General features: G+C 67.4%; 24 protein-coding genes and 1 pseudogene. 14 read left to right on the top strand and 11 right to left on the bottom strand.

Annotated features, from left to right (window positions below; translation table 11 throughout):
* Nucleotides 1-62: 62 nt before the first annotated feature.
* The 4 genes from hpt to dacB all read right to left on the bottom strand — a co-directional run bounded on the left by hpt (nucleotide 63) and on the right by dacB (nucleotide 4,492).
* On the bottom strand, nucleotides 63-620 hold the full coding sequence (gene hpt, locus AB0J29_RS30720; protein WP_364793798.1) for a hypoxanthine phosphoribosyltransferase: 558 nt from the start codon (nucleotides 618-620) through the stop codon (nucleotides 63-65).
* A gap of 56 nt (nucleotides 621-676) precedes the next feature.
* Nucleotides 677-1,762 carry a tRNA lysidine(34) synthetase TilS gene (tilS, locus tag AB0J29_RS30715; protein WP_364793813.1) on the bottom strand — a complete coding sequence of 362 codons (1,086 nt, stop codon included), beginning with the start codon at nucleotides 1,760-1,762 and terminating at the stop codon, nucleotides 677-679.
* Between the two features lie 161 nt (nucleotides 1,763-1,923).
* Complete coding sequence (locus tag AB0J29_RS30710; RefSeq protein WP_364793796.1) at nucleotides 1,924-3,039, bottom strand: zinc-dependent metalloprotease; 1,116 nt, start codon at nucleotides 3,037-3,039, stop codon at nucleotides 1,924-1,926.
* 13 nt (nucleotides 3,040-3,052) lie between these two features.
* A complete protein-coding gene (dacB, locus tag AB0J29_RS30705) occupies nucleotides 3,053-4,492 on the bottom strand; it encodes a D-alanyl-D-alanine carboxypeptidase/D-alanyl-D-alanine-endopeptidase (RefSeq protein ID WP_364793811.1) in 1,440 nt (479 codons plus the stop codon).
* 203 nt (nucleotides 4,493-4,695) lie between these two features.
* On the opposite strand from dacB, the gene AB0J29_RS30700 reads away from it, so the two are divergent.
* The 3 genes and pseudogenes from AB0J29_RS30700 to AB0J29_RS30690 all read left to right on the top strand — a co-directional run.
* Nucleotides 4,696-5,187, top strand: a complete 492-nt coding sequence (locus AB0J29_RS30700; protein WP_364793794.1) for an inorganic diphosphatase — start codon at nucleotides 4,696-4,698, stop codon at nucleotides 5,185-5,187.
* 764 nt (nucleotides 5,188-5,951) lie between these two features.
* Nucleotides 5,952-6,374: a hypothetical protein gene (locus AB0J29_RS30695; protein ID WP_364793792.1), complete on the top strand. Its 423-nt coding sequence runs from the start codon at nucleotides 5,952-5,954 to the stop codon at nucleotides 6,372-6,374.
* A 135-nt stretch (nucleotides 6,375-6,509) separates the two neighbouring features.
* A pseudogene (locus AB0J29_RS30690) lies at nucleotides 6,510-10,634 on the top strand (cation-translocating P-type ATPase); the annotation flags it as partial.
* Nucleotides 10,635-10,684: 50 nt separating this feature from the next.
* Here AB0J29_RS30690 and AB0J29_RS30685 read toward each other — a convergent pair.
* On the bottom strand, nucleotides 10,685-10,894 hold the full coding sequence (locus tag AB0J29_RS30685) for an Rv1535 domain-containing protein (protein ID WP_364793790.1): 210 nt from the start codon (nucleotides 10,892-10,894) through the stop codon (nucleotides 10,685-10,687).
* On the opposite strand from AB0J29_RS30685, the gene AB0J29_RS30680 reads away from it, so the two are divergent.
* Complete coding sequence (locus AB0J29_RS30680) at nucleotides 10,877-11,143, top strand: hypothetical protein (protein ID WP_364793788.1); 267 nt, start codon at nucleotides 10,877-10,879, stop codon at nucleotides 11,141-11,143. The genes AB0J29_RS30685 and AB0J29_RS30680 overlap by 18 nt on opposite strands.
* Nucleotides 11,144-11,441: 298 nt before the next feature.
* Here the strand turns inward: AB0J29_RS30680 and AB0J29_RS30675 are convergent, their stop codons facing one another.
* Complete coding sequence (locus AB0J29_RS30675; RefSeq protein WP_364793786.1) at nucleotides 11,442-12,338, bottom strand: TIGR03619 family F420-dependent LLM class oxidoreductase; 897 nt, start codon at nucleotides 12,336-12,338, stop codon at nucleotides 11,442-11,444.
* 178 nt (nucleotides 12,339-12,516) lie between these two features.
* Here AB0J29_RS30675 and AB0J29_RS30670 point away from each other — a divergent pair, with 178 nt between their 5' ends.
* Genes AB0J29_RS30670 through AB0J29_RS30660 form a run of 3 tightly spaced genes read left to right on the top strand, consistent with a single transcriptional unit; the run spans nucleotide 12,517 to nucleotide 14,472 of the window.
* Nucleotides 12,517-12,885 (top strand): YciI family protein, encoded by a 369-nt coding sequence (locus AB0J29_RS30670; protein ID WP_364793784.1) that lies wholly within the window; start codon nucleotides 12,517-12,519, stop codon nucleotides 12,883-12,885.
* 7 nt (nucleotides 12,886-12,892) lie between these two features.
* Complete coding sequence (locus tag AB0J29_RS30665) at nucleotides 12,893-13,231, top strand: YciI family protein (protein WP_364793782.1); 339 nt, start codon at nucleotides 12,893-12,895, stop codon at nucleotides 13,229-13,231.
* On the top strand, nucleotides 13,228-14,472 hold the full coding sequence (locus tag AB0J29_RS30660; RefSeq protein ID WP_364793780.1) for a sigma-70 family RNA polymerase sigma factor: 1,245 nt from the start codon (nucleotides 13,228-13,230) through the stop codon (nucleotides 14,470-14,472). Before AB0J29_RS30665 ends, AB0J29_RS30660 begins: the two co-directional genes overlap by 4 nt.
* A 76-nt stretch (nucleotides 14,473-14,548) precedes the next feature.
* Here AB0J29_RS30660 and AB0J29_RS30655 read toward each other — a convergent pair whose 3' ends face one another.
* Nucleotides 14,549-14,956 carry a MerR family transcriptional regulator gene (locus AB0J29_RS30655; RefSeq protein ID WP_364793778.1) on the bottom strand — a complete coding sequence of 136 codons (408 nt, stop codon included), beginning with the start codon at nucleotides 14,954-14,956 and terminating at the stop codon, nucleotides 14,549-14,551.
* 49 nt (nucleotides 14,957-15,005) lie between these two features.
* Between AB0J29_RS30655 and AB0J29_RS30650 the strand changes: the two genes are divergently transcribed.
* The gene (locus AB0J29_RS30650; protein ID WP_364793776.1) at nucleotides 15,006-15,890 is read left to right on the top strand and encodes an NAD(P)-binding domain-containing protein; all 885 of its coding nucleotides are present in this window, start codon (nucleotides 15,006-15,008) and stop codon (nucleotides 15,888-15,890) included.
* A 23-nt stretch (nucleotides 15,891-15,913) separates the two neighbouring features.
* On the opposite strand, the gene AB0J29_RS30645 is transcribed toward AB0J29_RS30650, so the two are convergent.
* From AB0J29_RS30645 to AB0J29_RS30630, 4 genes are all read right to left on the bottom strand, one after another.
* Nucleotides 15,914-16,069 carry a hypothetical protein gene (locus AB0J29_RS30645; protein WP_364793774.1) on the bottom strand — a complete coding sequence of 52 codons (156 nt, stop codon included), beginning with the start codon at nucleotides 16,067-16,069 and terminating at the stop codon, nucleotides 15,914-15,916.
* 99 nt (nucleotides 16,070-16,168) lie between these two features.
* A complete protein-coding gene (locus AB0J29_RS30640; protein WP_364793772.1) occupies nucleotides 16,169-16,783 on the bottom strand; it encodes a hypothetical protein in 615 nt (204 codons plus the stop codon).
* A 21-nt stretch (nucleotides 16,784-16,804) separates the two neighbouring features.
* Nucleotides 16,805-17,596, bottom strand: a complete 792-nt coding sequence (locus tag AB0J29_RS30635) for an MFS transporter (protein WP_364793770.1) — start codon at nucleotides 17,594-17,596, stop codon at nucleotides 16,805-16,807.
* A gap of 453 nt (nucleotides 17,597-18,049) precedes the next feature.
* On the bottom strand, nucleotides 18,050-18,748 hold the full coding sequence (locus tag AB0J29_RS30630) for a TetR/AcrR family transcriptional regulator C-terminal domain-containing protein (protein ID WP_364793768.1): 699 nt from the start codon (nucleotides 18,746-18,748) through the stop codon (nucleotides 18,050-18,052).
* Between the two features lie 141 nt (nucleotides 18,749-18,889).
* On the opposite strand from AB0J29_RS30630, the gene AB0J29_RS30625 reads away from it, so the two are divergent.
* The 6 genes from AB0J29_RS30625 (at nucleotide 18,890) to AB0J29_RS30600 (ending at nucleotide 25,336) form a co-directional block, all read left to right on the top strand.
* The gene (locus AB0J29_RS30625; protein ID WP_364793766.1) at nucleotides 18,890-19,408 is read left to right on the top strand and encodes a hypothetical protein; all 519 of its coding nucleotides are present in this window, start codon (nucleotides 18,890-18,892) and stop codon (nucleotides 19,406-19,408) included.
* Nucleotides 19,409-19,713: 305 nt separating this feature from the next.
* Complete coding sequence (locus AB0J29_RS30620) at nucleotides 19,714-20,334, top strand: dihydrofolate reductase family protein (protein WP_364793764.1); 621 nt, start codon at nucleotides 19,714-19,716, stop codon at nucleotides 20,332-20,334.
* Nucleotides 20,335-20,360: 26 nt separating this feature from the next.
* Nucleotides 20,361-21,164, top strand: coding sequence for an alpha/beta hydrolase (locus tag AB0J29_RS30615; protein ID WP_364793762.1), 804 nt, complete (start codon nucleotides 20,361-20,363; stop codon nucleotides 21,162-21,164).
* A 148-nt stretch (nucleotides 21,165-21,312) separates the two neighbouring features.
* Nucleotides 21,313-23,481, top strand: coding sequence for an MMPL family transporter (locus AB0J29_RS30610; RefSeq protein ID WP_364793759.1), 2,169 nt, complete (start codon nucleotides 21,313-21,315; stop codon nucleotides 23,479-23,481).
* Between the two features lie 5 nt (nucleotides 23,482-23,486).
* On the top strand, nucleotides 23,487-24,695 hold the full coding sequence (locus tag AB0J29_RS30605; RefSeq protein ID WP_364793757.1) for a sensor histidine kinase: 1,209 nt from the start codon (nucleotides 23,487-23,489) through the stop codon (nucleotides 24,693-24,695).
* Nucleotides 24,692-25,336, top strand: a complete 645-nt coding sequence (locus AB0J29_RS30600; protein WP_364793755.1) for a response regulator transcription factor — start codon at nucleotides 24,692-24,694, stop codon at nucleotides 25,334-25,336. Before AB0J29_RS30605 ends, AB0J29_RS30600 begins: the two co-directional genes overlap by 4 nt.
* Nucleotides 25,337-25,362 lie beyond the last annotated feature (26 nt).

Genomic DNA, 25,362 nt, shown 5'->3' with positions numbered 1-25,362 from the left:
ACCCTCGAAGTGGTTCGATCCCACCAAGGTGGGCTTCGGTTCCGGTCAGGGTGATGCCCTGATTACGCGCCGCCGTAGACCTTCGGGTCCAGGGTGCCGATATAGGGCAGATCGCGGTAGCGCTCGGCATAGTCGAGGCCGTAGCCGACGACGAATTCATTCGGGATATCGAAGCCGACGTGTGCGACTTCCACATGGGTGCGTAGCGCGTCCGGCTTGCGTAGCAAGGTGACGACCTCGAGCGAGGCCGGATTGCGGGTGGACAGATTGCGCTTGAGCCAGGACAGCGTGAGACCGGAATCGATGATGTCCTCGACGATCAGCACATTGCGGCCCGCGATGTCCTTGTCCAGATCCTTCATGATGCGCACGACACCAGAGGACGAGGTGGACGAGCCGTAGGAGGAGACGGCCATGAATTCCAACTGGGTGGGAATCGGCAGCGCCTTGGCGAGGTCGGTCATGAAGAAAATCGCGCCCTTGAGCACGCCGACCAGCAGCAGATCCCCCTCCGGGCCGTCGGCCGGATAACGCTTGGCGATCAGCTCGGCCAGCTCCTGGGTTTTGGCCGCGATCTGTTCCTCGGTGATCAGCACCGACGCGATATCGCCCTCGTACACGTCAGTTGGTTTCCCTTCTGGTGTTGTATCTGCGGCGCTCCCGGGCCCCTTCGGGGTCACGCTTCGCTACCGCCTTCGGGCCCGTGGCTCGCGCCGCGGGTTTCTCCCCGGCCGTCCATTATGTTTCCCTGGCTCCCTTGAAGACGCAAAGTCAGCCTGCCACGTTCATGCGCGACGACCAACCTGCGTCCGGGCGCTCCGCCACCCACCGCGACGCCACCCTGCCCGCGCCAGGCGGTAATCAATTCATCAACCGCCTGTAAATGCTTGTTGGTCAGGGCTTTAGCGCCACCGGCCAGCAACCATGCACGGATCGCGCGGCGGCGCAAGGCGGCGGGGGCAGTGGCGAGGGTCTCGATCGCGAGGGTTGGGCCATTACTCGCTGGGCCGCACGCGGCGCGCAACAACTCATCGGCCAGCGCATCCAATACCGCGCCGTCATCGCGCAACTGCTCGGCCGTGCGCGCCAGCGCCTCCGCGACCCCGCCACCGAGCACCTCCTCCAACAGCGGCAGCACCTCATTACGCAACCGCACCCTGGTGAACTTCGTCGCCGAATTATGCGGATCCTCGAACGGCGTCAACCCGATATCGGCACACAACTGCCTGGTCACCGCCCGCCGCACACCCAAAAGCGGACGCCCCCACGGATCCGCGAACGCCGCCATGCCCTGGATCGACCGCCCACCCGACCCCCGCCCCAACCCCAACAGCACAGTCTCGGCCTGATCATCGAGCGTGTGCCCGAGTAGCACCGGCACCCCACCCCGCGCCCCATACAGCGCCGCGTACCGAGCCGCCCGCGCCGCCGCCTCCATCCCGCCATCCGCACCGACCTCAACCGCCAGAACATGCGCCGACCGACACCCGAGCGCCAAGGCCGCGGCCGCCGCCTCAGCCGCCACCTTGTCCGATCCCCGCTGCAACTGATGATCGACAACCAGCGCGTCGACCTGACCTGCCTCCACCACAGCAGCGGCCGTCAATGCCAGCGAATCCGCACCCCCGGACAATGCGACCGCCACATCACTCGTCGCGCCCGTCGCATAATCGGCCAGCCACCCCCGAACCGCGCGCCGCACCTCGAGCACCGCCGCGGTCTCGGGCAGCCGCCGCGAATTCCCGGGCCTCGCTCCCGTCATACGGCTCATAACCCGGACACTACCGAGTCCCACACCCCGCCCTCACCACCGAGTCGCCGCGATCTGGACGAATGTTCACGTGGAAACCACGGCGGCGAAACGCGAGAAGCCCCGCCACTAGTTCCACCTGATCTTGATCGCTGGTCGGACGGGTCGCTGCGCTACCCGAGGACGCGGGTGATCCAGCGTTGCGGATCTTCGATTTCCGGTGGGAGAGGCAAGGTTTCGGGGTTGGTCCAGATGGTGTTGAAGTGGGTCATACCGACCTGGGCCACTACCGCGTCCACGAATTTCTTGCCGCGGACGTATTGGGCGACCTTGGCGTCCACGCCGAGGAGGGCGCGCAGGAGGCGTTGCAGGGGGTTTGTCGGCTGTTTGCGGCGTTTGTCGAAGGCGGCGCGGATTTGTTCGACGGTGGGGACTACGGCGGGGCCGACGGCGTCCATGACGTGGTCGGCGTGACCTTCCAGCAGGGTGCCGAGCATCAGCAGGCGGTCCAGGGCCTCGCGTTGCGGTGGAGCTTGAGTGGCGCGAAATAGACCGACGACGCCGCGGGCATTCGGGTCATCGGCGACGATGCCGCGGCGACGGTCGCGCACCTCGTCGACGAGACGGGAGAGCATATCGGCGAGCGGTTCGTCGCCGACCTCGCCGAGGACATCGACATTGGCGCGCATATATTCGGCCAGCCACGGCGCCGAGGAGAACTGCACCCGGTGAGTCACCTCGTGCAGGCACACCCAGAGGCGGAAGTCGGTCGGCGAGACGCCGAGTGCGCGCTCGACGGCCATGATGTTCGGCGCGACCAGCAGCAACGTTCCATCCGGTCCGGTGAACGGGTCGTACTGACCGAGAATCGCGGTGGACAGGAAGGCCAGCATCGCACCCGCCTGCACGCCCGCGGGTTTCCCGGCGAGCATGCCCTTGTCCAATGCCTGCCCGGTGCCGGTCAGCTGGGCCATGGAATCGGCGGCCGCATTGATCCAGCCGGGCCGGTCGACGATCCGGGCCGAAGGCACTGGCTGATCGTCGAGCAGACCGCTCACCTCACGAACCGGCCCCTCCGCCCGCACGGAGGCTTCGGCCAGCTCACCGACCACCTGTTCGGCCGAATACCGTGAGGTACGCGGCCCGGACGGCACCAGCGCCGCGCCGGTGCGCGCGGCCAGCCGCCAATCGACGGCACCGGAAAATCCGGAGCGTCGCCGCTCGGCCGCAGCGTCCGCACCCGAATTCACGGCGGGCACAGCGCCCGATTTATCAGTGCCTTCGAACATGGTCAACCACCCGTCACGAGCATCCGCAGTTGCGCAGCGTACCGGCGATGGCGTCCAATGCGGGCCGACTGAGCTCTGGTGGCCGATCGTTCGACATCAAAGCGAAGGTCAATACTCGCCCGTCGCTATCCAGCACATAACCGACCAACGTGCTCGCCACCGACAGAGTTCCTGTCTTGGCCCGCACCCATCCCGCGCCGCCCCGGTTCTGCATGACATAACGGCTGCTCAGCGACCCTGTCGCACCTCCGACCGGCAGATCGTCGAGCAACGGCGCCAGGGTGGTCGCGATGCGATCGGTTTCCGGTTTGGCCTTGGTATTGCTCGGCTGCACAGCATTCGCGCCGCTCGGTTTCGCCGCGGTCGCGATGATCTTGTCGAGCAGCCGTGGGGGCACCCGGTCCTCGGTCGACAGGCCGCTGTTATCGCGCAGCGAAAGTCCGGTGAGGTCGAATCCGCCCTTGCCGAGCGCGGTTTCGAGGGCGGCGACGGCCCCGGTGAACGATGCTTCGTTACCGGTCGCGATCGCGATCTCGCGGCCGATGGCCTCGGCGAGCACATTGTCGGAGTGGACCATGGTGTCGCGCAGCCGATCCCGCAGCGGTGCGGATTGCACGCTGGCCACCTCCGTCGCATCGGCGGCGGCATTGCCGATCCGCACCTTGGCGGGATCGAGTCCGAGTTCGGTGGCCAGACGCTGTCCGGTCGCCAGCGCCGGAGTCGCGGTGCGCGGCGAATACTCCACCAGCGGATCGAGCCGGCCACCGTCGAGCATCACCGGTTCCATCGGCGCGATCGAACCCTCGCCGATATCGACCGGATCCCAGCCGGGGGCCATCGGCGAGCCGGAATACAACGAGGTGTCGACCACGATGGTGTCGAGGACATGCCCGGATGCCTTGATCTGCGACACCAGATCCGACAGCCGCGGCCCGTTCGGGTAGTACCCCTTGCCATCGGGCTGCGCGGTCAACGTCGGATCGCCGCCGCCGACCAGCACCAGTTCATTGGGTGCGGAACCGGTGACGACGCGGGTGGTCACCCGATGGTCCTCGGGCAGGGTGAACAGGGCGGCGGCGGTGGTGAGGATCTTGGCGGTGGACGACGGAATCATCGGCTTATCGGATTCGGCGCTCCACAGCACGGTCGCGGAATCCGCATCGGTGACCTCACCGGCGAACGCGCCGAGGTCGGGATTGGCGACCACCTGCGCGAGCGCGGCGGCCACACCGGCCGGAGTCGGGGCCGACGCATTCGAGGGCGCGGGCTCGACCCGCGGAGACGGTTTGACCGGCGCGGGCGGTGCGGCAATGGCGAGCCCGCCGTGCCGGAATTCCTCGGTCCACGGCTTCAGCGCGAGCACCACGCCTGCCACGGCACCGAGCAGCAGGGCCAGCACGAACGCGACGCCGATCCAGATATTGCGGCGTCGCTTGGCGGCCAAGCCACCGATTTTCCTCTTGCTGCCACCCACCACGTGCCCGCCGTCTCTCCGTCTAGTATCGCCCGACCGTCGGGTCCACCCACCTACCGCACCCAAGTGCCCGCGGACCACACTATCCTCGTTCCGGCACCGTTCCCCCCGAACACCTGTCGAGTCGGCGTTCCGACGACCACAACACGACAGTCCGACAGAAGCACCAGTAAGGAGATGGCGTGGAGTTCGACGTCACCATCGAGATCCCCAAGGGTTCTCGGAACAAGTACGAGGTCGATCACGAGACCGGTCGGGTCCGACTCGACCGCTTCCTCTACACGTCCATGGTCTACCCCGCCGACTACGGCTACATCGAGAACACCCTCGGCGAGGACGGCGACCCACTGGACGCACTGGTCCTGCTGCCCGAGCCGGTATTTCCGGGCTGCCTGATCGCGGTGCGTCCGGTCGCGATGTACAAGATGGTCGACGAGGCCGGCGGCGACGACAAGGTGCTGTGCGTGCCCGCGGGCGATAAGCGCTGGGACCACATCCAGGACCTGGCCGACGTGCCGGAATTCGAACTGGCCGCGATCAAGCACTTCTTCGAGCGCTACAAGGACCTGGAGCCGGGCAAGTACGTCAAGGGCTCGGAGTGGGTCGGCCGTACCGAGGCCGAGGCCGAGGTGGTGGCCTCACTCGAGCGGCTACAGGAGAAGGGCGGCCACTGAGTCGCATTGGGGCGGTGGGTGATTCGACCCATTTCCCATCGAAAAGCGGGAAGTCCGGTGTGTTCGGACTTCCCGCTTTTTGTTGCGGTGCGGTGCCGCCGATTTCGGTTCGACGGTCATGCCGCGCATGTTCAAGGCAGCGATTCCTGTGTCGGTCACGCTATCGGCGGATCGGCTAGTAGTAGGTGTAGCGATCCCAGCAGTTCCAGTACTCCCCTGTCGCTGCGGAGACCTGTCGTGAAGCCGATCAATTCTGAAGGGGGACAGGTTTGTTCGTCATTCGCTCCCAGCGCTCCGTCGAGAAGTTCTGCGTGAAAGTTCTTACCGAGGCTGGATACGCCGTTCTCTGACCGTTTCGCCACGCGTCGATGCCATCGATCCGGGAGCGCCATGCACCGCGTCGGACATCGGCGGCGTCGTGGGCACGGACTCGATCACTCGGGCGCACAGGGGATTCCGGGTCGTCGTCGACTAGGTCCGCGCGACGATCCCGCGCTCACGCCTCGATGGTTGCCAGAAATTGTCCGAACGGCTGCGCATCGTCGAGCAGCGGATCGCGAACTACTTCATCCAGCGCTGGTTCGGGGTCGTGATCAGATCGCACCATATCTGAATTTTGTGCAACAAAGCCCTGCGTAGCGATGTCGGAGAGGAAGGTCGGCAGCTAGCGGGCACTTGTTCGGCAATCCGATCGTTTTGACTCCATTCCGGGTAAACTCCGGTTTGCTCGGTGATGTCCGAATGGTCAACGCGATGGAGTGACGATGAACATTTCCGATGGCGTGGTGGACATGATTACCTGGACAGCCGACGCGACAACGGCCGTGGCCGGGGCCGTGGGCGGCGCCGCCGTCAATGGCGTGATCGGCGGCATACAGGGTGTCGCGGATGGTGTGAAGAGCGGGCTGAGCAGCGGTAGCCACTCGGCACCTGCGGCCGCGCTGACCGTGGCGGCGATCGGCGCCGCGGGTTTGGTGGAATGGCCGGTGCTGCTGAGCGTCGGCGGCGCGGCACTGGTGGTCCACCAGATCAGTCAGCGGTCGAGCAGCCGCCCGTCGCCCGACGGCGGCGGTCGTCCCGCACGCCTCGAGCCGGTCTCGGAAGGCGACCGGCCCCGCCGAGGCGACGAAGATGGGACCGCGCATAAGGCGGCGACCCGGCCGCGACGCTCGCCGAGTGCGCGTTAGCCGTCCCCGGTGGACCTGAGCCGACTGCTACGGACCTCCGGGTCACTGTCCGTGCGCGCCCTCGAGACGGGTGTGCGGTCCGCTGCGGTCATCACCGCGGCGGGCGTGGATCTCGCGACCTTGCCGGTGCGCGCGATGCCCGCCGGCTGGGTTGTCGAGGCGATTACCGCTGTCGCGACGGAAGTGCTCGGCGGTAAGCCGGCTCGGCGCCGTTGGCGCGGCGCGGACCGCTGCTGGATCGAAGTGCGCGGCCTCTCCGAGCACGAGCCGGACCACGATGCGGGTCCCGCGGTACTCGCTGCCCTGCGCGCCCATCCCGGTGTGAGCTCGGCGACCCTCAACTACCCGCTGTCGCGCGTCATCGCCGAGGTGGACGACACGGCGACCGTGGACGAGCTGTGCGACGTAGTGGCGGCTGCCGAAAATCGGCACCCCGAATTCGCGCACACACCGATCGACCTGCCCGCCGACGGCATCGTGCTGGCTGGCAACTTGGTCTCGGCGGCGGTGAATGCCGTCGGGCTGAGTGTCGCGCTGGCCGGCCGGGTGGTCGGATTGCGGCGGCTGCCGGCAGGGCTGAATGCCGTTGTCGCGCTCGTCGATTACCAGCCTCGGCTGCGTCGCGCCGTCGAACAGCGCCTCGGCACCAACGCCGCGGATACCGCGATCGCGCTCGCCACGGCCGCCGCGAACACCGTCACCCAGGAACCGGCGTCACTGGGCGTCGACATGGTCGTCCACCTCGCGAAAGCCGCCGAGACCCGCGCCGCGGCCACCATCTGGCAACGCCGCGAACCCTGGCTCGCGGCGCACGCGACGTGTGTCGACGGCGTCCGGCACGGTGACCGACCAGAGCCGCTGCCACCGGGACCCGTTGAGCGCCACGGGGAACGCAGCGGACTGGCGCAGGCGGCCGCTCCGGCGCTCGGCATTCTCAGCGCCGACCCTGCCACCGCCGCCAGCGCCGTCATGGTCGCCGCGCCCAAAGCAGTCCGCACCAGCCGCGAGTCGTTCGCCGCGACACTGGCCCGCGGCCTGGCCGACCGGCACGGCGTGCTGCCCTTGCGACCGCAGGTGTTCCGGCGCCTCGACCGGATCGACGCCGTTGTGCTCGACCCTCGGGCATTGTGCTGTGACGAACTGCGGGTTGCGCGCATCCGCGACGTGCCCGAGCACGAACAGGTGCTGGTATGGCAGTGGGCACAGGACCAATTGGACCGCGGCGCACTGCAACCCGGGTGGCATCCGGTGGCACGGTCGGTATCCGACAATGGCAGGCGCAGTACGGTGCTGGTGCGCTATGCCCACCATCCACTGGCGTCGGCGGTGCTCGGCGAAGTACGCCGCAGCGGCGCCGCGCTGGTGTCGGTCGACGTCGACACGCTCGGCGACCTGCGCTCGTCCTTCGACGACCTCGATCCGATGAACGGGTCCCTCGACGCAGCGCTCGCCCACACCGTGCACCGGTTGCAGCGGGAGGGTCGGACAGTGGCAATGGTGTCGCGTGCTGCGGCACAGGCGCTGGCCGACGCCGACGTCTCGATCGGTATCGCCGCGCACGGGCCGCTGCCGTGGCACGCCGACATGCTCGTCGACGACCTGGACAGCGTGTGGCGGATCGTGCACGCGCTGCCCGCGGCCCGTCGAGCCAGTGAACATGGCGTCGAAATCGCTACCGGTGCTTCGGTTTTGGGTGCGTTGCTGATGATTCCCGGGGTGCGGGGCCGCGGCTCGGGTCCGGTCACCGCCGGGGCCGCCGCCGGCACCTGGACGGGATACCGGCTCGCCCGCGGAGCGCTCACGGCGCCACCGCCGCCGGCCGCGAGCGTGCACGAGTGGCACGCCATGTCCGTCGAACAGGTGCAGCGTGCGCTGCCGCCGCACCCCGCCCAGGCGCATAAGCGCTCGCGGCTGGCGGAGGCCGCCCGCCCCGCGCACTCGATCATCGATCCGGTACGCCGGGCCGTATGGGATTTTGCCGGCGCGATGCGCGACGAGCTGTCCGACCCGTTGATCCCGGTGCTCGCGGTGGGATCGGCCGCCAGCGCGGTGCTCGGCTCCCCCGTCGACGCGATCCTGGTCGGGTCGGTACTCGCCGGTAACGCGGCGCTGGCGGCGACCCAGCGGATCCGGGCCGAACGGCTGCTGCGGCGACTGCTGACGGCGCAGGACCCACCGGCCCGCAAGCTGGTGGGCGCCGATCGCTACGCGACGGTCCATGCCGCCGACCTGCGCCCTGGAGACGTCATCGAGGTGCGGCCCGGCGAAGTGGTGCCCGCCGACGCGCGGCTCACCCATGCGCTCGATGTGGAAGTCGACGAGTCGTCATTGACCGGGGAGTCGCTGCCGGTGGCCAAGCAAGTCGAGGCCACACCAGCCGCGCCTGTCGCCGAGCGGGCTTGCATGCTTTTCGCCACCACGACCGTGGTCGCGGGCACCGCGGTCGCGATCGTGACCGGCGTCGGTGAGCAGACGCAGGGGCGCCGAACCGCCGCGACTCCGCCCGCGGACGGCCCGGCAACCGGCCTACAGACCCAGCTCAAGGATCTGACGAACAAGGCGTGGCCGCTCAGCCTTGCCGGCGGCGGACTGGTCACCATGCTCGGACTGCTGCGGCACACCGGGCTGCGGCAGGCCATCAGCAGCGGTGTTGCCGTCAGCGTGGCCGCCGTTCCGGAGGGGCTGCCGCTGGTCGCGACGCTGGCTCAGCAGGCGTCGGCGCGGCGATTGACCCGCGCGGGCGCGCTGGTGCGCAGTCCGCGATCGGTCGAGGCGCTCGGCCGTGTCGACGTGGTGTGCTTCGACAAGACCGGGACGCTCAGCGAGAACCGGCTGCGGGTGAGCACGGTATACGCCCGGAACGGATTGTCCGACGACGATGTGCTCGTCCACGCCGTCCGGGCCACGCCGCGCGCGAACGGCGAGCGTCACGAACATGCCACCGATCGCGCGGTCGCCGAGGCCGGGCGACACCTGGACCGCGGCGGGTCGACGGTGCATCTGCCGTTCCGGTCGGGTCGCCCGTTCTCGGCATCCGTGGGCGGTGCGATGTTGTCGATCAAGGGTGCGCCGGAGGTGGTGCTCGCGGCGTGCGCGGACGCCGACGAGGAGGTGCAGCGGCAGGTGCGCAAGATGGCCGCCGAGGGGCTGCGGGTGATTGCCGTCGCCACCCGGCAGCTTTCGGCGTCACAGGCGCGATCGGTACGTGACGACGCCGACGTCTTCGCCGAATTGTGCGGTGACGGACTGCGATTCGCCGGATTGCTCGGCCTGTCGGACACACCGCGCGCAGATGCGGCCGAAGTGCTGGCCGAGTTGGCCGACCGGGGTATCGGGGTGCGTCTGATCACCGGTGACCACCCGGTGACGGCCACCGCGATCGCCGCCGCGGTAGGCATGCCCGTCGACGACGATCAGGTGATCAGCGGTCCCGAATGGGAGGCGCTGTCCAGGCGCAATCAGGAACTGGCGGTGCAGAACCGGCGGGTGTTCGCACGGATGTCACCCGAAAACAAGGTGCAGATCGTCGAGACAATCCAGCGACTGGGTCACGTGTGTGCCATGGTCGGCGACGGCGCCAACGACGCGGCGGCCATCCGCACCGCAACGGTCGGCATCGGCGTGGCTGGGCACGGCAGCGACCCGGCCCGCATCGCGGCGGACGTCATGCTGCTCGACGGGCGGATCCGCTCGCTGCTGGACGCTCTCGACGAAGGCCGGCAACTGTGGCGGCGGGTGCAGTCGGCGGTGGCCGTGCTGCTCGGCGGTAATGCGGGTGAGGTGGCTTTCGCGGTCGTCGGCACCGCGCTCACCGGCCTGACGCCGCTGAATACCCGCCAATTGCTGCTGGTCAACATCCTCACCGATGCGCTGCCGGCCGCGGCCCTTGCCATCAGCCCGCCCAGTGCCGAGCTGCGTTATACCGGCCGCGGACCCGACCGAGCCGCATTGTGGCGGACGGTGGCGGTACGCGGTGCGACGACCGCCTCCGCCGCGACAGTCGCGTGGGTGTTGGCGAGGTTGACCGGCCGGCGGCGGCGGGCCTCGACGGTCGCGCTGGTGGCGTTGGTCGCGACGCAGTTGGGGCAGACGCTCATCGACTCGCACAGCCCGCTGGTGGTCGGCACCGCGGCCGGCTCACTGCTGGTGCTCGGCGCGCTGATCAGTACGCCGGGAGTGAGCCAACTGCTCGGCAGCACACCGCTGGGTCCGGTCGGCTGGTGGCAGGCATTGTCGACGGCCGCCGTCGCGACCGCCATCGCCGCCATCGCCCCGCGTCTGTTCACCGCGCAGGACCAACAGCGCGACGATCAGTCGACGATCTCGATGACCCCGAGGCGCCACAGCACCGCGTACAGCTCGCGCAGCGGCACGGTCACTACCTGCGTCAGCGCACCCGTCAATGCATCCGAGCCGACTGCTACACCACTTGTCTTCACGCCCGACACGATGCGCAAGCCAGGCGTCGAACTCTCGAACACATTATGACCGGGAGGCAACAGATGACCGAAAAATCGCATACGAGCCACCGAAACGCCGTCGATCGGGTGATGGCTGCGCAGAGTTTCGCGGTGGATCTGCCGGTTGTCGGTCGGGTGCGCATCCCCCCGCCTGAGCAATTGGCGTACTACGGTGCACTCGTCGCGCTGGCCGCGGTAGAAATCATCGAATGGCCCGTTGTGCTGGTCCTCGCGGCCGGCCATTGTCTGGCGCAGAATCAACACAATCGCTTCGCCCACCAGGTCGGCGAAGCCCTCGAAGAGGCGTAACCGAACGGCGGGCCGCTGCGCAGGTCCCGCGACGCCAGGCCCGGCGGTTCGCCAGACCCGGCTCGGTGGTTGTCAGCGGTCGGTGACCGATGGACCGTGCACCGGTCTGGGTGTTGTGCCAGCGCTATCGGTGGTGGTGCGATCACAGCGCGCCTCGACCCCCGGATACCTGCGACGGCATTCGTCGCAGGCCGCTGAGTACTTCCGCTCGGTGGGCTGACCGGACCATTCCTGGAGGTGTGCAGATCCGAACCGGACGAGCCGCCGAACCGTCGCGCGATTGGGCGCTGGACCGGTTCTACGGCGTTGGCAGGTCGAGTTCGGTCGCAAGCGCTTCCAGCAGCTCGATCTGCTGCTCGGGATGGGAGGACAGAAGCTGGAGCGCGATGTGCACCTCGTCGGCACCGACCGCCGCGGCGCGGTCGAGTTCCCTCAGCACAGCGTCGGTGAAGGCGCTGGGCGAGAGTGGATGACGCGCCGGGATCACGTTCACCACGACGGTGCCGGTGCCGCCGGCCGCTCGGTACCAGCGCAGGTGCACACGGGTGTCGTCCCAGTCGACCGCGGTGGTGATGTAGCCGTCTCCGATGCGGGCTGCCCGTTCGATGGTGTGGCGGGTTATTGCGCCGATGAACAGGGGGATGGTGCCTGCGCACGGCTTCGGGCCGACCATGGACAGCGGAATCCGGTAGTGCTCGCCAGAGAACTCCACGGGGTCGGCGGCCCAGCAGACCCGCATCGCGGCGATGTGCTCGACAAATCCGGCTCCTCTGCGGCTGGCCGGCACGCCCGCCGCGATGAACTCCTCGGGAATGTAGAACGGTGGCAGCCGCGTGCCGCCGCCCTGACCGATGCCGACATCCAGCCGCCCACCGGAGAGCCGGTCGAGTGTGGCCAGTCTGCGGGCCAGGATGACCGGCGGCTGGAAGATCGAGTTCAGGATGCCTGTGGTCACGCGGATCCGCCTGGTGTGCGCGGCCGCCCAGGTCAGCATCTCCAGCGAGTCCCAGGCGTGGGACTCGGGCAGGCCCGCATCGTTGTTCCAGTGCGGTCCGGTGGGGATAAGCAGCCGATCGCTGGCGGATACCGCGTGGAATCCGAGCCGCTCCGTCGCCTGGGCCACGGCGACGACGGCGTCGGGGCCGGCGTACGGGTCGAGATACGGGAGGTTGACGCCGATGCGTGGCAGGTTCATTCCTATACTCCGGTGATCGCCGTTGGGTACGGAACGCCCAGGTGAGGCGTTCCTCGGGAGAGGGTCGGAGCTGGCGGGAGATTCTTGCGGTCCGGCAGCGCAAGAATGCGCCACCGGCTCCGACTGTGTGGTGAACGGCGCCTGAGGGGGCGCTGTCCGACCATCGAAGGGAGACGCCATGAAGTTCTTGTTGATCATGCACAGCAACCCACAGATCTGGGACGCGCTGACCGAGGAAGAGCGCAACGAGGTGATGAGCGGCCACGGCGCGTTCATGGAGACAGTCACGAAGTCCGGGGAGCTGATCAGCACCACCGCGCTGGCCGACCCGTCGCAGAGCGCCGTGGTCAGGGTCCGAGGCGGCGTCCCGGCGGTAACGGACGGGCCCTATCTCGAGGCCAAGGAGTACCTCGGCGGTTACTACCTGGTGGAATGCGATGGTCGGGACCGTGCGCTGGAGCTTGCCGCGCTCATCCCGGACGCCGGCGTCGAAGGCCTCGGCATCGAGGTGCGACCAGTGGTCTTCGTGGGAACGCCCGCCGACTGAGCCCGCGATGAAGTTCCTGCTGAATCTCTATCAGAGCGCCGCGGCCCTACCGGAAGACGGATTCGATCACGAGCAGTTCCTCGCCGCGGCCGGACAGGCAGGAGAGCTGATCAGCGGTCACGTGTTCGCCGATCCGTCCATCAGCGCCGTCGTACGGCTTCGACACGGCGTGACGATTGTGACCGACGGTCCGTATCTGCAGAGCCCGGATCATGTCGCCGGCCAGTACTTGGTCGACTGCGAGAGCCGGGAGCGCGCCCTGGAACTGGCCGCCCTGATACCAGGCGGTCGATCCGGCGGTGTGGAGGTGCGACCGTTGATGGACTCGGCCGGGATGGAGATGTGAGCACGTCCGTACGCCTCGAGGACCTGCTGCGCGAATTGGCGCCGCAGGTTCTCGGCGTGCTCCTGCGCCGCTACGGCGGGTTCGAGGAATGCGAGGACGCGGTCCAGGAGGCATTGCTCGCCGCCGCGACGCAGTGGCCTGCCGACGGCATCCCGGAGAACCCGCGGTCCTGGCTGGTCACCGTCGCCGCCCGCCGCCTGGTCGATCAGGTACGCAGCGAGCAGTCCCGCCGCCGCCGGGAGGTCACCGCAGCGGTGCGGCAGACACCGGACACCGACCTCGCCCCGCCGCCCGGCGACGAAAGTGCCGGCGACCAGGACGACACGCTGGCGTTGTTCTTCCTGTGCTGCCTTCCGGTACTGACGCCCGCCTCTCAGGTCGCACTCACGCTACGTGCCGTGGGCGGGCTCAGCACCGCCGAGGTGGCGCGGGCCTTCCTGGTGCCCGAGGCCACCATGGCGCCGCGGATAAGCCGTGCCAAGCAGCGGATAAGGGCCGCCGGAGCGCCGTTTGCGATGCCGAGCGCCCAGGAATGGGCCGAACGGCTGGACGCCGTCCTGCACGTGCTCTACCTGATCTTCAACGAGGGCTACACCGCCAGTTCTGGGCCCGACCTGCACCGCGCCGAGCTCACCACAGAAGCGATCCGGCTCACCCGCATGCTGCACCGGTTCTTGCCGGATGACGGTGAAGTCGTCGGGCTGCTGGCGCTGATGCTGCTGACCGACGCCCGCAGTGCGGCCCGCACCGGCCGAGACGGCGCCCTCATACCGCTGGCCGAGCAGGACCGAAACCGGTGGGATGCCGCCATGCTCGAAGAGGGCACCGCGCTGGTCACCGCCGCCATGTCCGCCTCGCCGCTCGGCCCTTACCAGATTCAGGCGGCGATCGCGGCACTGCACGTCCAGGCGGCGCGGGCCGAGGACACCGACTGGGAACAGATCTGCATCCTGTACGGAATTCTCCGCCGGATCGCGCCGAACCCCATGGTCACGCTGAATTACGCCGTCGCGGTCGCGATGACCCGCGGCCCCCGGGCCGGACTCGAACTGCTGGAAACACTGGACAGCGATTCCCGGATCGCCGGCCACCATCGCCTCTACGCCGTTCGCGCTCATTTGCAGGAGCTGACCGGCGACCGGGCTGCCGCTCTAGCGAACTACCGGCTAGCGGCCCGGCGTACCACGAGCATCCCCGAACAGCGCTACCTTCGGGACAGGGCGGGCAAGTTGGACCGATAGCGTCCGAGTCGATATCCCAGTCAGCGCGCCATCACTGATCGGCACGACGTATCGAGGTTGCCGGCACTCCGACTGGTCAGGCGGGGACCGGCTCCGCGTTGACATCGTCGAAGGGTGGATAGCTTTCGCTGCTCGTTCGTTCGGCGGCGTCGATGTAGTCGGCGAGGGCGTGGCGGGATCGAGCGAGAGTGGCCATCTGATCATCGATTCGCCGCAGCCGCGACCGCATCGCGGCCAGCAATTCAGGGCACCCGAGCAACTCCGGGGCCTCGCCGACCGCACAGGGCAGCAGGTACGCGATGTCCTCGGAGGATAGACCGGCACCGAGGAGGTGCCGGATCTGTTTCACCCGCAGCACGGCGTTTTCGTCGTAATCACGGTAACCGTTTGCGCCGCGGTCTGCCTCCAGCAGACCTTGGGCCTCGTAGTAGCGCAACTGATGGGCATTGACACCCGTCCGACGACTCAGTTCCCCGATCCGCATCGAAACCTCACTTGACCTTCACACCGGTATCAACGTTGATGATGCTGCCATGAACACCAGAACCGATATACCTGTGACAGTCATCGGACTCGGACTGATGGGCCAGGCACTCGCCCACGCATTCCTGAAAGCCGGGCATCCCACCACCGTGTGGAACCGTACGACCGCCAAGGCCGACCAGTTGGTGGCCGAAGGTGCGCGGCTAGCGCCGACGGTGAGCGCGGCGCTCGAGGCAGGGTCTTTGACGATCATCTGCGTCACCGACTACCCGGCCGTGCACGAATTGCTCGGTGTCGGCGATATCGCGTTAGAAGGCAGGATGTTGATCAACCTGACCTCGGGCTCCTCGGCCCAGGCCAGGGAGGCTGCCTTGTGGGCCGAGCAGCGCGGCGCCCGCTATCTGGACGGTGCCATCATGGCCATTCCGTCGGCGATCGGGACCGCTGAGGCGGTGATTCTGCACAGTGGGCCGGAGTCGGACTTCGAGGCACACAAATCAACACTCGATGCGCTCGGCACCGTCACCTACCTCGGTGCTGATCATGGGCTGGCGTCCTTGTACGACGTAGCCGGCCTGGCCATGATGTGGAGCGTCCTGAACGCCTGGCTCCAGGGCACTGCCCTGCTCAGGACGGCCGGTGTCGACGCGGCAACGTATGCGCAGTTCGCGCAGCAGATCGCGACCGGTGTGTCCGAATGGCTGCCCGGATATGCCGAACAGATCGACCGCGGCTCCTTCCCGGCCGAGGTGTCGGCCCTCGAGACCGACGCGCGGGCGATGGCACATCTGATCGAGGAGAGCGAGGCGGTAGGCGTGAACGCCGAGCTTCCGAAGTTGATCAAGGCGATGGCCGACCGCTCGATCGCCGCCGGACACGGTGGGGAGCAGTATCCCGTGCTGATCGAAGAGTTCGGCAAACCCGGCAATGACTGACCCATGCCGTTCCCAGAGCTGGTTCAGGATGTCTTCTCGGCGATGAACACGAACTCCCGCCCGGCACGGTCGGGCGCATCCCGGACATCCCGGACCTGGTACCCGTGAATATTCAGGTCCGCCTCTACTTCCGCCCGCTCACGGAATCGCAGCGTCGACTCCGACACAATGCTGGCCAAGGGCGCTGATGCGCAATGGACGGCCCAGGCTCGGTTCACAGTCGGAGTCCGAGCCTGGACCTTCGGATTGTCATATGCGGTTCATCCGCGATCGCCTTCTCAACGGGTCGTATCGGGGGCTGGTTCAGCCACCGTCACCACCTGCCTCGATGTCGAGGTGAGCGAGTTGACGCGCAGCGCGGGGAGCAATCCCAAGGCGGAGACACGGGCGAACCCGAACAACAGGTAGTGGGCCGACGTCGAGATCGACGCACTGCCGAGGTTGACCAGCAAGCCGGCAATCGCCGCACCGAACGCCGTGGACATCGTCAGCACCGTGGCGACCGAAGCTGCCGCCTTCTGCCCCTCGTCCGGGTCGATCACGCTGGTCATTGCCGCAACCGACAAGTGCGGCATGGCGATCCCGATCCCCGCGCCCGCGAGGACCAGTATCGGCAGCCAGGCCAGAACAACCGGCAGCGACGCGTCCTGCCGCTGTAGCAAGCCCAGACCTGCGAACCCCCCGGCCAGCAGAACCGGCCCGGCCACCCGGAGCCGACGAATCACCCGCTCCGACCGCACCGACGAGACAAGGATCTGACTGGCCGACCACCCGAACGACAATGCGGCACCGAAGAATCCGGCCGCGACCGGAGCCAGCCCACCCAGACGCTGGCCGAACAACGGCAAGAACGTCTCCACCGCGACACCGGATGCCAACAGCACGATGGTCAAGTAAACCCATCGCAGCGGAGACTAGCCCTGATAGGTCGCGCGCGGCAAGATCCGCAGCCGCGACCGTCGTTCGATCGCGACGAACGCGACGACGGCCGCGACCGACGCAGTGAGCATGAGCGTCATCATCGTCGGACTCGTCAGGATTCCGGCTACGCTCACGCCCGCGGCAGCAGCGACCAGCAATATCAGCGAGGCAACCGGAACCGGGTGCGCTGGTTGACGCTCACCTGCGGGAAGGGCCCGCGGCACGAACACGCCGATCACCACCGCCATGGCGGCCAGCACCGCGAACGCCGCCCGCCACGAACCGAACTGCGCAAACAACCCGCCCAGAGCCGGACCCACGAAATTGCCGACACCGAACATCGCCGAGACCACCGCGCTCCCACGCACCCACAGCCCTTGCGGCAACGCCGAGCGGATCAGCGCAAACCCCAATCCCGTCAACAAACCGGCACCGAGCCCCTGAATGCCCCGACCCACAAGCAGCACTGTCATCGCCGGACTCACCGCGCACAGCACCGATCCCACCGCGAACACCCCGAACCCGATCACGTACGCGCCGACACTGCCCCGAACCGACAGCAACCGGCCCACTAACAGTGTCGCGATCACCTGAGCCATCAGGAATACGGTCGTGGCCCACGCATACACACGCTGTCCGCCGATCTCCGCCACCGCCGTCGGCAGCAAACTTGCCGCCAGATAAATGTTGACCGCGCCTACGAGCACACCGCCGGCCGACACGACCGCCGTTCTCCAATGACTGCCGAGATCTCGCCACGATCCCAATTCACGCCCGTTATCCACGCACTGCCTCCTTGGTCGTCGACACATTGCGCTGGCATCATGCCGGTTCCCGAGACACCGGTAATCGGACAAAACGGACGTGAAATACGTCACATTCCTCGGCCGTTCGCGGATAGGTGACCACACCGCGAGGCGCGGGCCGACTCCCGCTCATGCCCCCGGGCGAGCTGAGACAACGCACTGACGAGAACCACGCAAACGCGGAACAGTCGGTCGGCGCCGCCCCCTCCGCACCCGCGACTCACCACAGCGTTAGCCAGTTCCGAGGTGAGCGCGAGGACGCATCGCAGGCCCCGGACGGTGACCCCGGCGATGGTGCCCCGCCGTGGCGTTGCAGGTCCAGCTGAGCATCGAGGATGTGGGTGACCGATTCACGGGAGTGACATGCGCGATCACCCACCATGGCCGCGTAATCGGCGACGGCCTACGCGCACGCCCAGGGCGGGCTGGAGGTCACCCAGCCGAGGTCGCATTTCGTGCAGTGAGCCGTTCGGCGAGCCCGTCCAGTAGGGCGGCCAATCCGAATTCGAAGGTGCTGTCCGGCGCGGCGTTGTATTCGGTTGCGGCAGACGCCTTTTCGATGCGGCGGCGTAGCCTCGGGTAACTCATGGCGATCTCGGTGGCCTCGGACATGGCTTGCGCGACTCGAGCTTTCGCGCTGTCGCCATTGCGTGCGAGGCGGCGGTTGAGCGAGACGTTTGCCGCCTGTCCGACGGCATTGCCGAGGACATATGTGAACACCGCGGCAGCGGCCTGGTCGGCCTCGTCCTCATCGAATCCGGCCTGCTCGAAGATGGCCAGCATCCGGTCGTCGTGCCGGAACTTGTTGGGGCCGTAGAGCAGATATCCCGCCTGCGCCTGCACGATCCATGGATGCCGGGTGATCATGGCGTACATGCCGCCGGCCGCGGCGTCGGCGGCGTTGCGCCAGTCCATGGTCCCGGAGTCGGGCAGCCCGACCTCGCCCCAGATCTCGTCGGTGGCCAGCCGCACCAGATTGTCCTTGTTCTCGACGTGCCAGTACATGGCGGTGGGCGCGGCGTCGAGGCGCTTGCCGAGACTGCGCATATTGAGTCCGTCCAGACCCTCCTCGTCGAGCAGTTCGATGGCGGTGCGGACGATCTGTTCCTGGCTGAGCGTGTCGCGCGGCATGCCCTCACCTTAGGGCCGCACCTGCGACTTTCACAAAGTTCAAGAAATCTCTTGCACTAAGTTCAAGTACCGGGCTACTTTCTGCTTGCACTTAGTTCAAGAGGTCGCCGACAGGGCGGCTGAGATCAAGGAGAACCCGCCGTGAACGCCGTAATCGCCGCTATCGAACTGACCGCCGCTGCCGCCTTCGTGAGCATGCCGATCGTGCGCAACCGCTACGGCACCGCGGCCATGGCCGGCGCGGAAGCCGAACTGGCCCGCCAGGGCGTGCGCACCACCGCGCTGCGCGAAAACGGCATGCGCTTCGACGCCAGCGGCCACGAATGGTGGGCCCCGGGCGGCGTCGCTACCCTGCTGGTGCTCATGGCCGGACTCAACCTGGCCGGTTTCGATTGGATGCGCCCGGTGAACTGGGCGGTGCTGTCGCTGCTGTTCCTCGGCAACAGCGTCATCGTCTACAGCAACCTGACCGCCGTGCAGTCCGTCCAGGCGGCCTTCCGTCGCAAGAACGATCCGGAACTGGCCCGCATCGACGTCCCCGCCCTGATCAAGGTCGCCGAATCCGGCTTCCCATCCTGGACCTGGACCCTCCAGAAGGTCCGCAACACCGTGGTTTTCGCCGGCGCTGCCCTCGGTCTGATCCTCTTGGCCGTCGCCTGACCATGGCCGGACCGATGTCGGTATCGCTCACCGCCCTGGAGCCGAGCTCGCAGCAAGGCCGTGACTCGCCGTGTAGCACCACCGATTCACGCGAATGACGTTGCAGTACCGGCATCCACCAGTGGGCCTGCACAGCTGATCGAACACGAACGATGTCGCACTCGAGCTGCCGATGCCCCGAACAGCGAACCGAACCGATATGAGCTGAGTCACAATTCGCTGCCCGGGTCGGTCCCGATGTCGAAACCTCCGCAGCCCGTTCGAGGAGTACTCGAGCGGCATCCAGAAGACATCGAGGAGATGACATGCCCAACGTTCGCACCGATATGACGGTCTCATTGGATGGCTACATCTGTGGGCTCGCCGCGCAGCAGCCGCCCTACCTGGACAAGGGGTTCTTTCGGATCACCGAATGGGCTGTCGCACATCAGACGTGGCGTGAACGCGCGGGGTTCGACGGCGGATTGCAAGGTGCCGACGACGCACTGCTGAAGGAGATGTTCGAGCAGGCCGGCGCGTATGTGATGGGGCGCAGGATGTTCGACTCCGGGGAGGAGCCGTGGGGCGAGTCGCCACCGTTCCAGGCACCCGTGTTCGTCGTCACTAATCGTGAGCGCGAACCGCTGATCCGCAAGGGCGGCACGACTTTCCATTTCGTCACCGACGGCGTAGCGGGCGCGATCGAGCGCGCGAAGGCCGCCTGTGGTGAACGGAATGTGCATATCAGCGGCGGCGCGACGATCGTGCAGCAGGCGATCGCCGAGGGGCTGCTCAACGAGATGCACGTGCACATTGCACCGGTTTTGCTCGGGCAGGGCACCCGGCTGTTCGATCAACTGCCCGACACCGTGATCGAGCTGGACCGATTCCACGTCCTCGATTCCCCCGCCGTCACCCACTTCGGCTTCCGGTTCCCCGCCGCCTGACCGCAACCATCGAAAGGAACGAGTCCATGACCAGTCCCGCCCTGACCACCGTCCATTCCCCCGACGGCAGCACGATCGCCGTCGAAACGATCGGCTCCGGCACACCGGTGATTCTCATCGGCGGCGCGTTCAACGACCGCTCGACCGTTGCCGCGCTCGCCTCGACCCTGGCCCCGCACGTCACCGCGGTCAGCTACGACCGCCGCGGCCGGGGCGATAGCACCGATGTCCGCGGCGACTTTGCCGTCCAATCCGAAATCGACGATCTAGCAGCAGTGATCGAGCATGTAGGCGGCATCGCGCACGTGTTCGGCCATTCGACCGGTGCCGCTCTGGCTTTGGAAGGCGTGCTACGCGGGCTGCCGATCGAAAAAGTCGCCGTGTACGAGATGCCCGCGGTGGTCGACGGCAACCGCGCGGCGCCGCCGGCCGACGTCTTCGATCGGCTCGTCGCCCGCATTGCTGCCGGCGACTACGACGGCGCGGCCGAACTGTTCCTCACCGAGCAGGTCGGGGTGCCCGCGCCGATAGTTGCCGATATGCGTAACGCACCGGTGTGGGAATTCCTACGCGCGCAGGCCAACAGCCTGCCCTACGACCTCGCCGTATCCGGTCCCCAGATGCGTCTGCAATCCGACCGCTACGCCACGATCACCATTCCGGCGCTGGTCGTCAACGGCGATCAGACCTGGCCCTGGGTCCAGACCGCGAACCAGGCCTTGGCCGCCGCCATCCCGAACGCACGCCGGGTAGTCCTGCCCGGTGCCGATCACGAAGTCCTCGGCCAGCCCGAACTGCTCGAGCCGTTGCTGCTCGACTTCTTCGGCTGAGCAGGCTCGCGGCCGCCACCCCCTGGTCAACCGACTAAATCCACCAACCTCCCTGGAGTCTGCCACCGCGACATCCACCGATCGGTGGACACCGAGTTCCATCGGTCGAGCCTGCTGCCCGCGGGGTGGCGGCGACGAGTATTCGAGTATGCAGAGACGTCCGACCGGTTTGGCCCGCTGGAGTATTCGGCACCCATGGCAGGCAGTGGGTGGGTGGTTGTTGTTTGTGTTGCTGTGCGTCGGCATCGGGGTGGCAGTCGGCGGGAATTCCGCGACCACCAAGGATTTCTGGATCGGTGAGGCGGGCCGGGGTGAGGCGATGGCCACCGAAGGGGGCCTGCAGCAGCGTCCGCTGGAACGGGTTCTGATCACCGCCGGGCCGGGCACCGACCAGCTCGATCCGGCTGCCGCGCAGTATGCGGCGCGCGCGATCACCGATCGGATGCGGGCCCTGCCCGAGGTGGAATCCGTTGCTGCGCCGGTGTATTCGGAAGACGGCCAGGCGCTGCGCGTGGACATCACGATGCGCGGCGGCGAGCTCGACGGCAGTAAGCATGTCGAGCCATTGCGGGCGCAGACCGATGCGGTGCAGAACGGATTCCCGGCTCTTCGGGTGGAGGAGACCGGCGGCCCCTCGATCAGTCACGGAGTAGATGAGCTGCGCGGAAAGGATCTGTCGCGAACCGAGCTGATCGCGATACCGATCACGTTGCTCACGCTGCTGCTGGTGTTCCGATCGGTGGCGCTGGCTCTGGTGCCGCTGGCGCTGGCGATTTCGGCGATTGTCGCGGCTATCGGTCTGTCGCTACCGGCATCACACCTGGTGCCCGACAATGGCATCGGGACAAACATCATTCTGCTGATCGGTATGGCGGTCGGCGTCGATTACACGCTGTTCTTCCTGAAGCGCGAACGTGAGGAGCGAGGGCGGAACGGGCGACTCGATGCGCCGGCGCTGGTGTCGCTCGCGGCGGCCACCTCGGGCCGTGCGGTGGTGGTGTCGGGACTGGCGGTCGCGGCCTCCAGCGCCACCATGTACCTCGCCGATGATGTGATCTTCGCGTCCATCGGCACCGCCGCCATCCTGGTCACTCTGGTCGCGGTGCTCAGCTCGCTGACTGTGCTGCCTGCTCTGCTGACCGTGCTCGGCACCAGGGCCGACCGCCGGGCCGCCCGTACGCATCGCAGGACACCGAATCCCCGACCGGGCCGGATCAGCGCGGCCATGCTGCGCCCAGCCACCCGGCATCCGGTCGCCACCCTGGTGGTCGCGGTGCTCGCCATGCTCGCCGCGGCGGCGCCACTGCTCGGCCTCGAGCTGACCGATATGGGCCGGGAGACCCATCCGCGCGTCATCCCGGCCATGCAAACCTACGACCGGCTGAATCAGGCCTTCCCGCAACTGAAGTCGATGCACCAGGTGGTGGTGGTCGCCGAGCCCGATCGGGCGGACGAGGTGACCGGCGCGCTGCGCGAACTGGCCCGCCGCGCACAGGCGGACCCGGCACTCGCGGGCACAGCCGACCTGCGCACCTCACCGGACCAGCGGGTCAGCCTGCTCGAATTGGCGGTGCCGCACTATGTCAGCGAGGACGCGGCACAGAAGTCGCTGGAACGACTGCGCGGTACATACGTCCCCGAAACCGTTGGCGCACTGCCCGATACCGAGTCGGCGGTGACCGGCGATATCGCCCGCGCCGCCGATTACCCCGAGCATCAGAAACAGCAACTGCCACTGATCATCGGTGCTCTCCTGCTGGTGACCTTCCTACTGACGATATGGGCTTTCCGGTCGGTGGCGCTCGGCCTGATCGGCGTGCTGCTCAACCTGCTCTCCGCCGCCGCCGCACTCGGCCTGCTGACCCTGACCTTCCAGCACACTTGGGCCGAGGGCCTGCTCGACTTCACCTCGACCGGCACCATCGGCTCGCGCGTGCCGCTACTGCTGTTCGTAATCCTGTTCGGGCTGTCGATGGACTACCAGGTGTTCGTGATCAGCCGGATCACCGAGGCGGTGCGCGCGGGAGTGCCCACCCGCCGGGCGGTGCTCGACGGTATCGGTGGTTCGGCGAGTGTGGTCAGCAGCGCCGCCATGGTGATGGTGACGGTCTTCGCGGCCTTCATCCCACTGCACATCATCGAGATGAAGCAGATGGGGTTCGCGCTGGCGGTGGCGGTGCTACTCGATGCGTTCGTGATCAGGATGCTGATCCTGCCCGCATTGCTGCTGGTGCTCGGTGATCGCTGCTGGTGGCCGAACCGTCCGGTAACCGCCGCCGACACCCCAGCCGATCGCGCACGCGCAAACGTAGGCTGAAGGAAATGGACCAACTGCCACCGCTGCATTCACCTACTCCGGCGGCTCCGCCTCCTGCCATCCCCCAGCGGACGCGCGCGCTGCTCCGATGGTATCAGGCGATCTGGGTGGTATTCGGTCTGTGCCCGCCGGTGGTCGCGGTCCTGGACCGCGGCGTCGCAACGGAGGTCGGCACGATCGCGCTGGTGAGTGCGCTGGCCGCCGCGTACTCGATGCTGACGTTATTGCCCCGCAATCCGCTGGTGCGCCAGGGCACCTTCCTGGGTTTGCTCATCGTGGCGCTCGGCGTGCTGTCCTGTCTGCTGGAGGGCGGCGCGGCGTTCTACATCGTGTCGCTGCCGATGTTCTGGATCCATACATCGGGCCCGCGACCGGCGGCGGCCTACACCGTCGCCGGTGGCGTTGCCAGCTTGGCCGGTGCCGTGATCAGGCAGGAATTCTTCACCGGCAATGTCGCCTTCACGTTCCTCGGCTGCGCGGGCGGCGTGCTGATCGGGCTGTGGATGTACCGGGTTGTCCGGCACAGTGACGAGCGGGCCCGCCGGTTGAGCGCAGAACTCGCGCAGACACGGGCCCGGCTGGCCGAGGCACATCAACGCCAGGGTGCCACCGAGGAACGCGCCCGAATCGCCAGGGAAATCCACGATACCCTCGCCCAGGGCTTGGCCTCCATCGTCGTGCTGGCGCAGGCGGCACGCGAGGGGCTCGACACCGCACCGGACCGGGCGGCCGAGCAACTGCGCTCCATCGAACGCACCGCCCGCGAAAACCTCACCGAGGCACGCATTCTGGTGAGCGCCGAGCCACACGCCGGGGTTGCCGCCGCTGCCCTCGCGGAGTTGCTGCGCCGCACGGTCGACCGCTTCCGGGAGGACACCGGGCTCACCGTCCACGCCGAACTCGACGACGTGGACTGCGACCAGCCGACCCGGATCGCCCTGCTGCGCTGCACCCAGGAAACGCTGGCCAATGTGCGCAAGCATGCCGCGGCAAGCACGGTGGGTGTGGTACTGGCCCGTTCGCCGCACGGCATCGAACTCGAAATCACCGATGACGGAAGCGGTTTCAGCCCGGCCGAGGCGCACGGGTTCGGCCTGCACGGTATGCGCCGACGCCTGGCCGAACTCGGCGGGCAACTCACCGTCACCAGTGCACCCGGCGCGGGCACCCGGATCCTGGCCTCTGTACCCGCATCCGAGGAGCTCTCGAATTGACCGAAAAGCCAACGCGGATAATCATTGCCGACGATCACACGGTGATGCGCGCCGGCGTTATCGCCCTGCTCGCCGCGGAACCGAGCATCAGCATTATCGGTGAGGCGGATGACGGCCGCGGCGCGGTCGAACTCGTCGATCGGCTCGAACCCGATGTGGCACTGCTGGATCTGCGCATGCCGGTGCTTGATGGTGTGGCCGCCACCGCCGAAATCGCTGGGCGTGGCCGCACCAGGGTACTGATTCTCACCACCTTCGATACCGACGCGGAAATCGAACGGGCGGTCGAGGCGGGCGCCATCGGCTACCTGCTCAAGGACACCTCCCGCGAACAGTTGGTCGCCGCCATCCACGCTGCCGCCCGCGGCGAAACCGTACTCTCACCGCGGGTCGCCCAACGCCTGATGGCCCGCCTGCGCCAACCCACACAGCCCGCACTCACCGCACGGGAAACAGATGTCCTCAACGCGGTGGCCGACGGCCTGTCCAACCTCGAAATAGGCAAACGACTCGTTATCGCCGAAGCCACCGTAAAGACCCATCTGCTCCGCATTTTCGCCAAACTAGACGTCAGTGACCGCACCCACGCCGTCGTCGTCGCCCTCGAACGCGGCCTACTCATCCGCGACGGCACCGGCTGACCGTGCCCGTCGATCGGGCTCCACAG

This window comes from Nocardia sp. NPDC049707, from assembly GCF_040674855.1.
Classification (GTDB): domain Bacteria; phylum Actinomycetota; class Actinomycetes; order Mycobacteriales; family Mycobacteriaceae; genus Nocardia.
The sequence above is the reverse complement of the archived record's forward strand: the minus strand, read 5'-3'. Positions and strand labels throughout refer to the sequence as shown.

Coding starts and splice junctions, on each gene's coding strand:
- tilS (WP_364793813.1), bottom strand. CDS start 1,762: ATGACGGGAGCGAGGCCCGGGAATTCGCGGCGGCTGCCCGAGACCGCG.
- AB0J29_RS30710 (WP_364793796.1), bottom strand. CDS start 3,039: ATGTTCGAAGGCACTGATAAATCGGGCGCTGTGCCCGCCGTGAATTCG.
- AB0J29_RS30695 (WP_364793792.1), top strand. CDS start 5,952: ATGAACATTTCCGATGGCGTGGTGGACATGATTACCTGGACAGCCGAC.
- AB0J29_RS30680 (WP_364793788.1), top strand. CDS start 10,877: ATGACCGAAAAATCGCATACGAGCCACCGAAACGCCGTCGATCGGGTG.
- AB0J29_RS30685 (WP_364793790.1), bottom strand. CDS start 10,894: ATGCGATTTTTCGGTCATCTGTTGCCTCCCGGTCATAATGTGTTCGAG.
- AB0J29_RS30675 (WP_364793786.1), bottom strand. CDS start 12,338: ATGAACCTGCCACGCATCGGCGTCAACCTCCCGTATCTCGACCCGTAC.
- AB0J29_RS30670 (WP_364793784.1), top strand. CDS start 12,517: ATGAAGTTCTTGTTGATCATGCACAGCAACCCACAGATCTGGGACGCG.
- AB0J29_RS30665 (WP_364793782.1), top strand. CDS start 12,893: ATGAAGTTCCTGCTGAATCTCTATCAGAGCGCCGCGGCCCTACCGGAA.
- AB0J29_RS30655 (WP_364793778.1), bottom strand. CDS start 14,956: ATGCGGATCGGGGAACTGAGTCGTCGGACGGGTGTCAATGCCCATCAG.
- AB0J29_RS30650 (WP_364793776.1), top strand. CDS start 15,006: ATGAACACCAGAACCGATATACCTGTGACAGTCATCGGACTCGGACTG.
- AB0J29_RS30630 (WP_364793768.1), bottom strand. CDS start 18,748: ATGCCGCGCGACACGCTCAGCCAGGAACAGATCGTCCGCACCGCCATC.
- AB0J29_RS30620 (WP_364793764.1), top strand. CDS start 19,714: ATGCCCAACGTTCGCACCGATATGACGGTCTCATTGGATGGCTACATC.
- AB0J29_RS30615 (WP_364793762.1), top strand. CDS start 20,361: ATGACCAGTCCCGCCCTGACCACCGTCCATTCCCCCGACGGCAGCACG.
- AB0J29_RS30610 (WP_364793759.1), top strand. CDS start 21,313: ATGCAGAGACGTCCGACCGGTTTGGCCCGCTGGAGTATTCGGCACCCA.
- AB0J29_RS30605 (WP_364793757.1), top strand. CDS start 23,487: ATGGACCAACTGCCACCGCTGCATTCACCTACTCCGGCGGCTCCGCCT.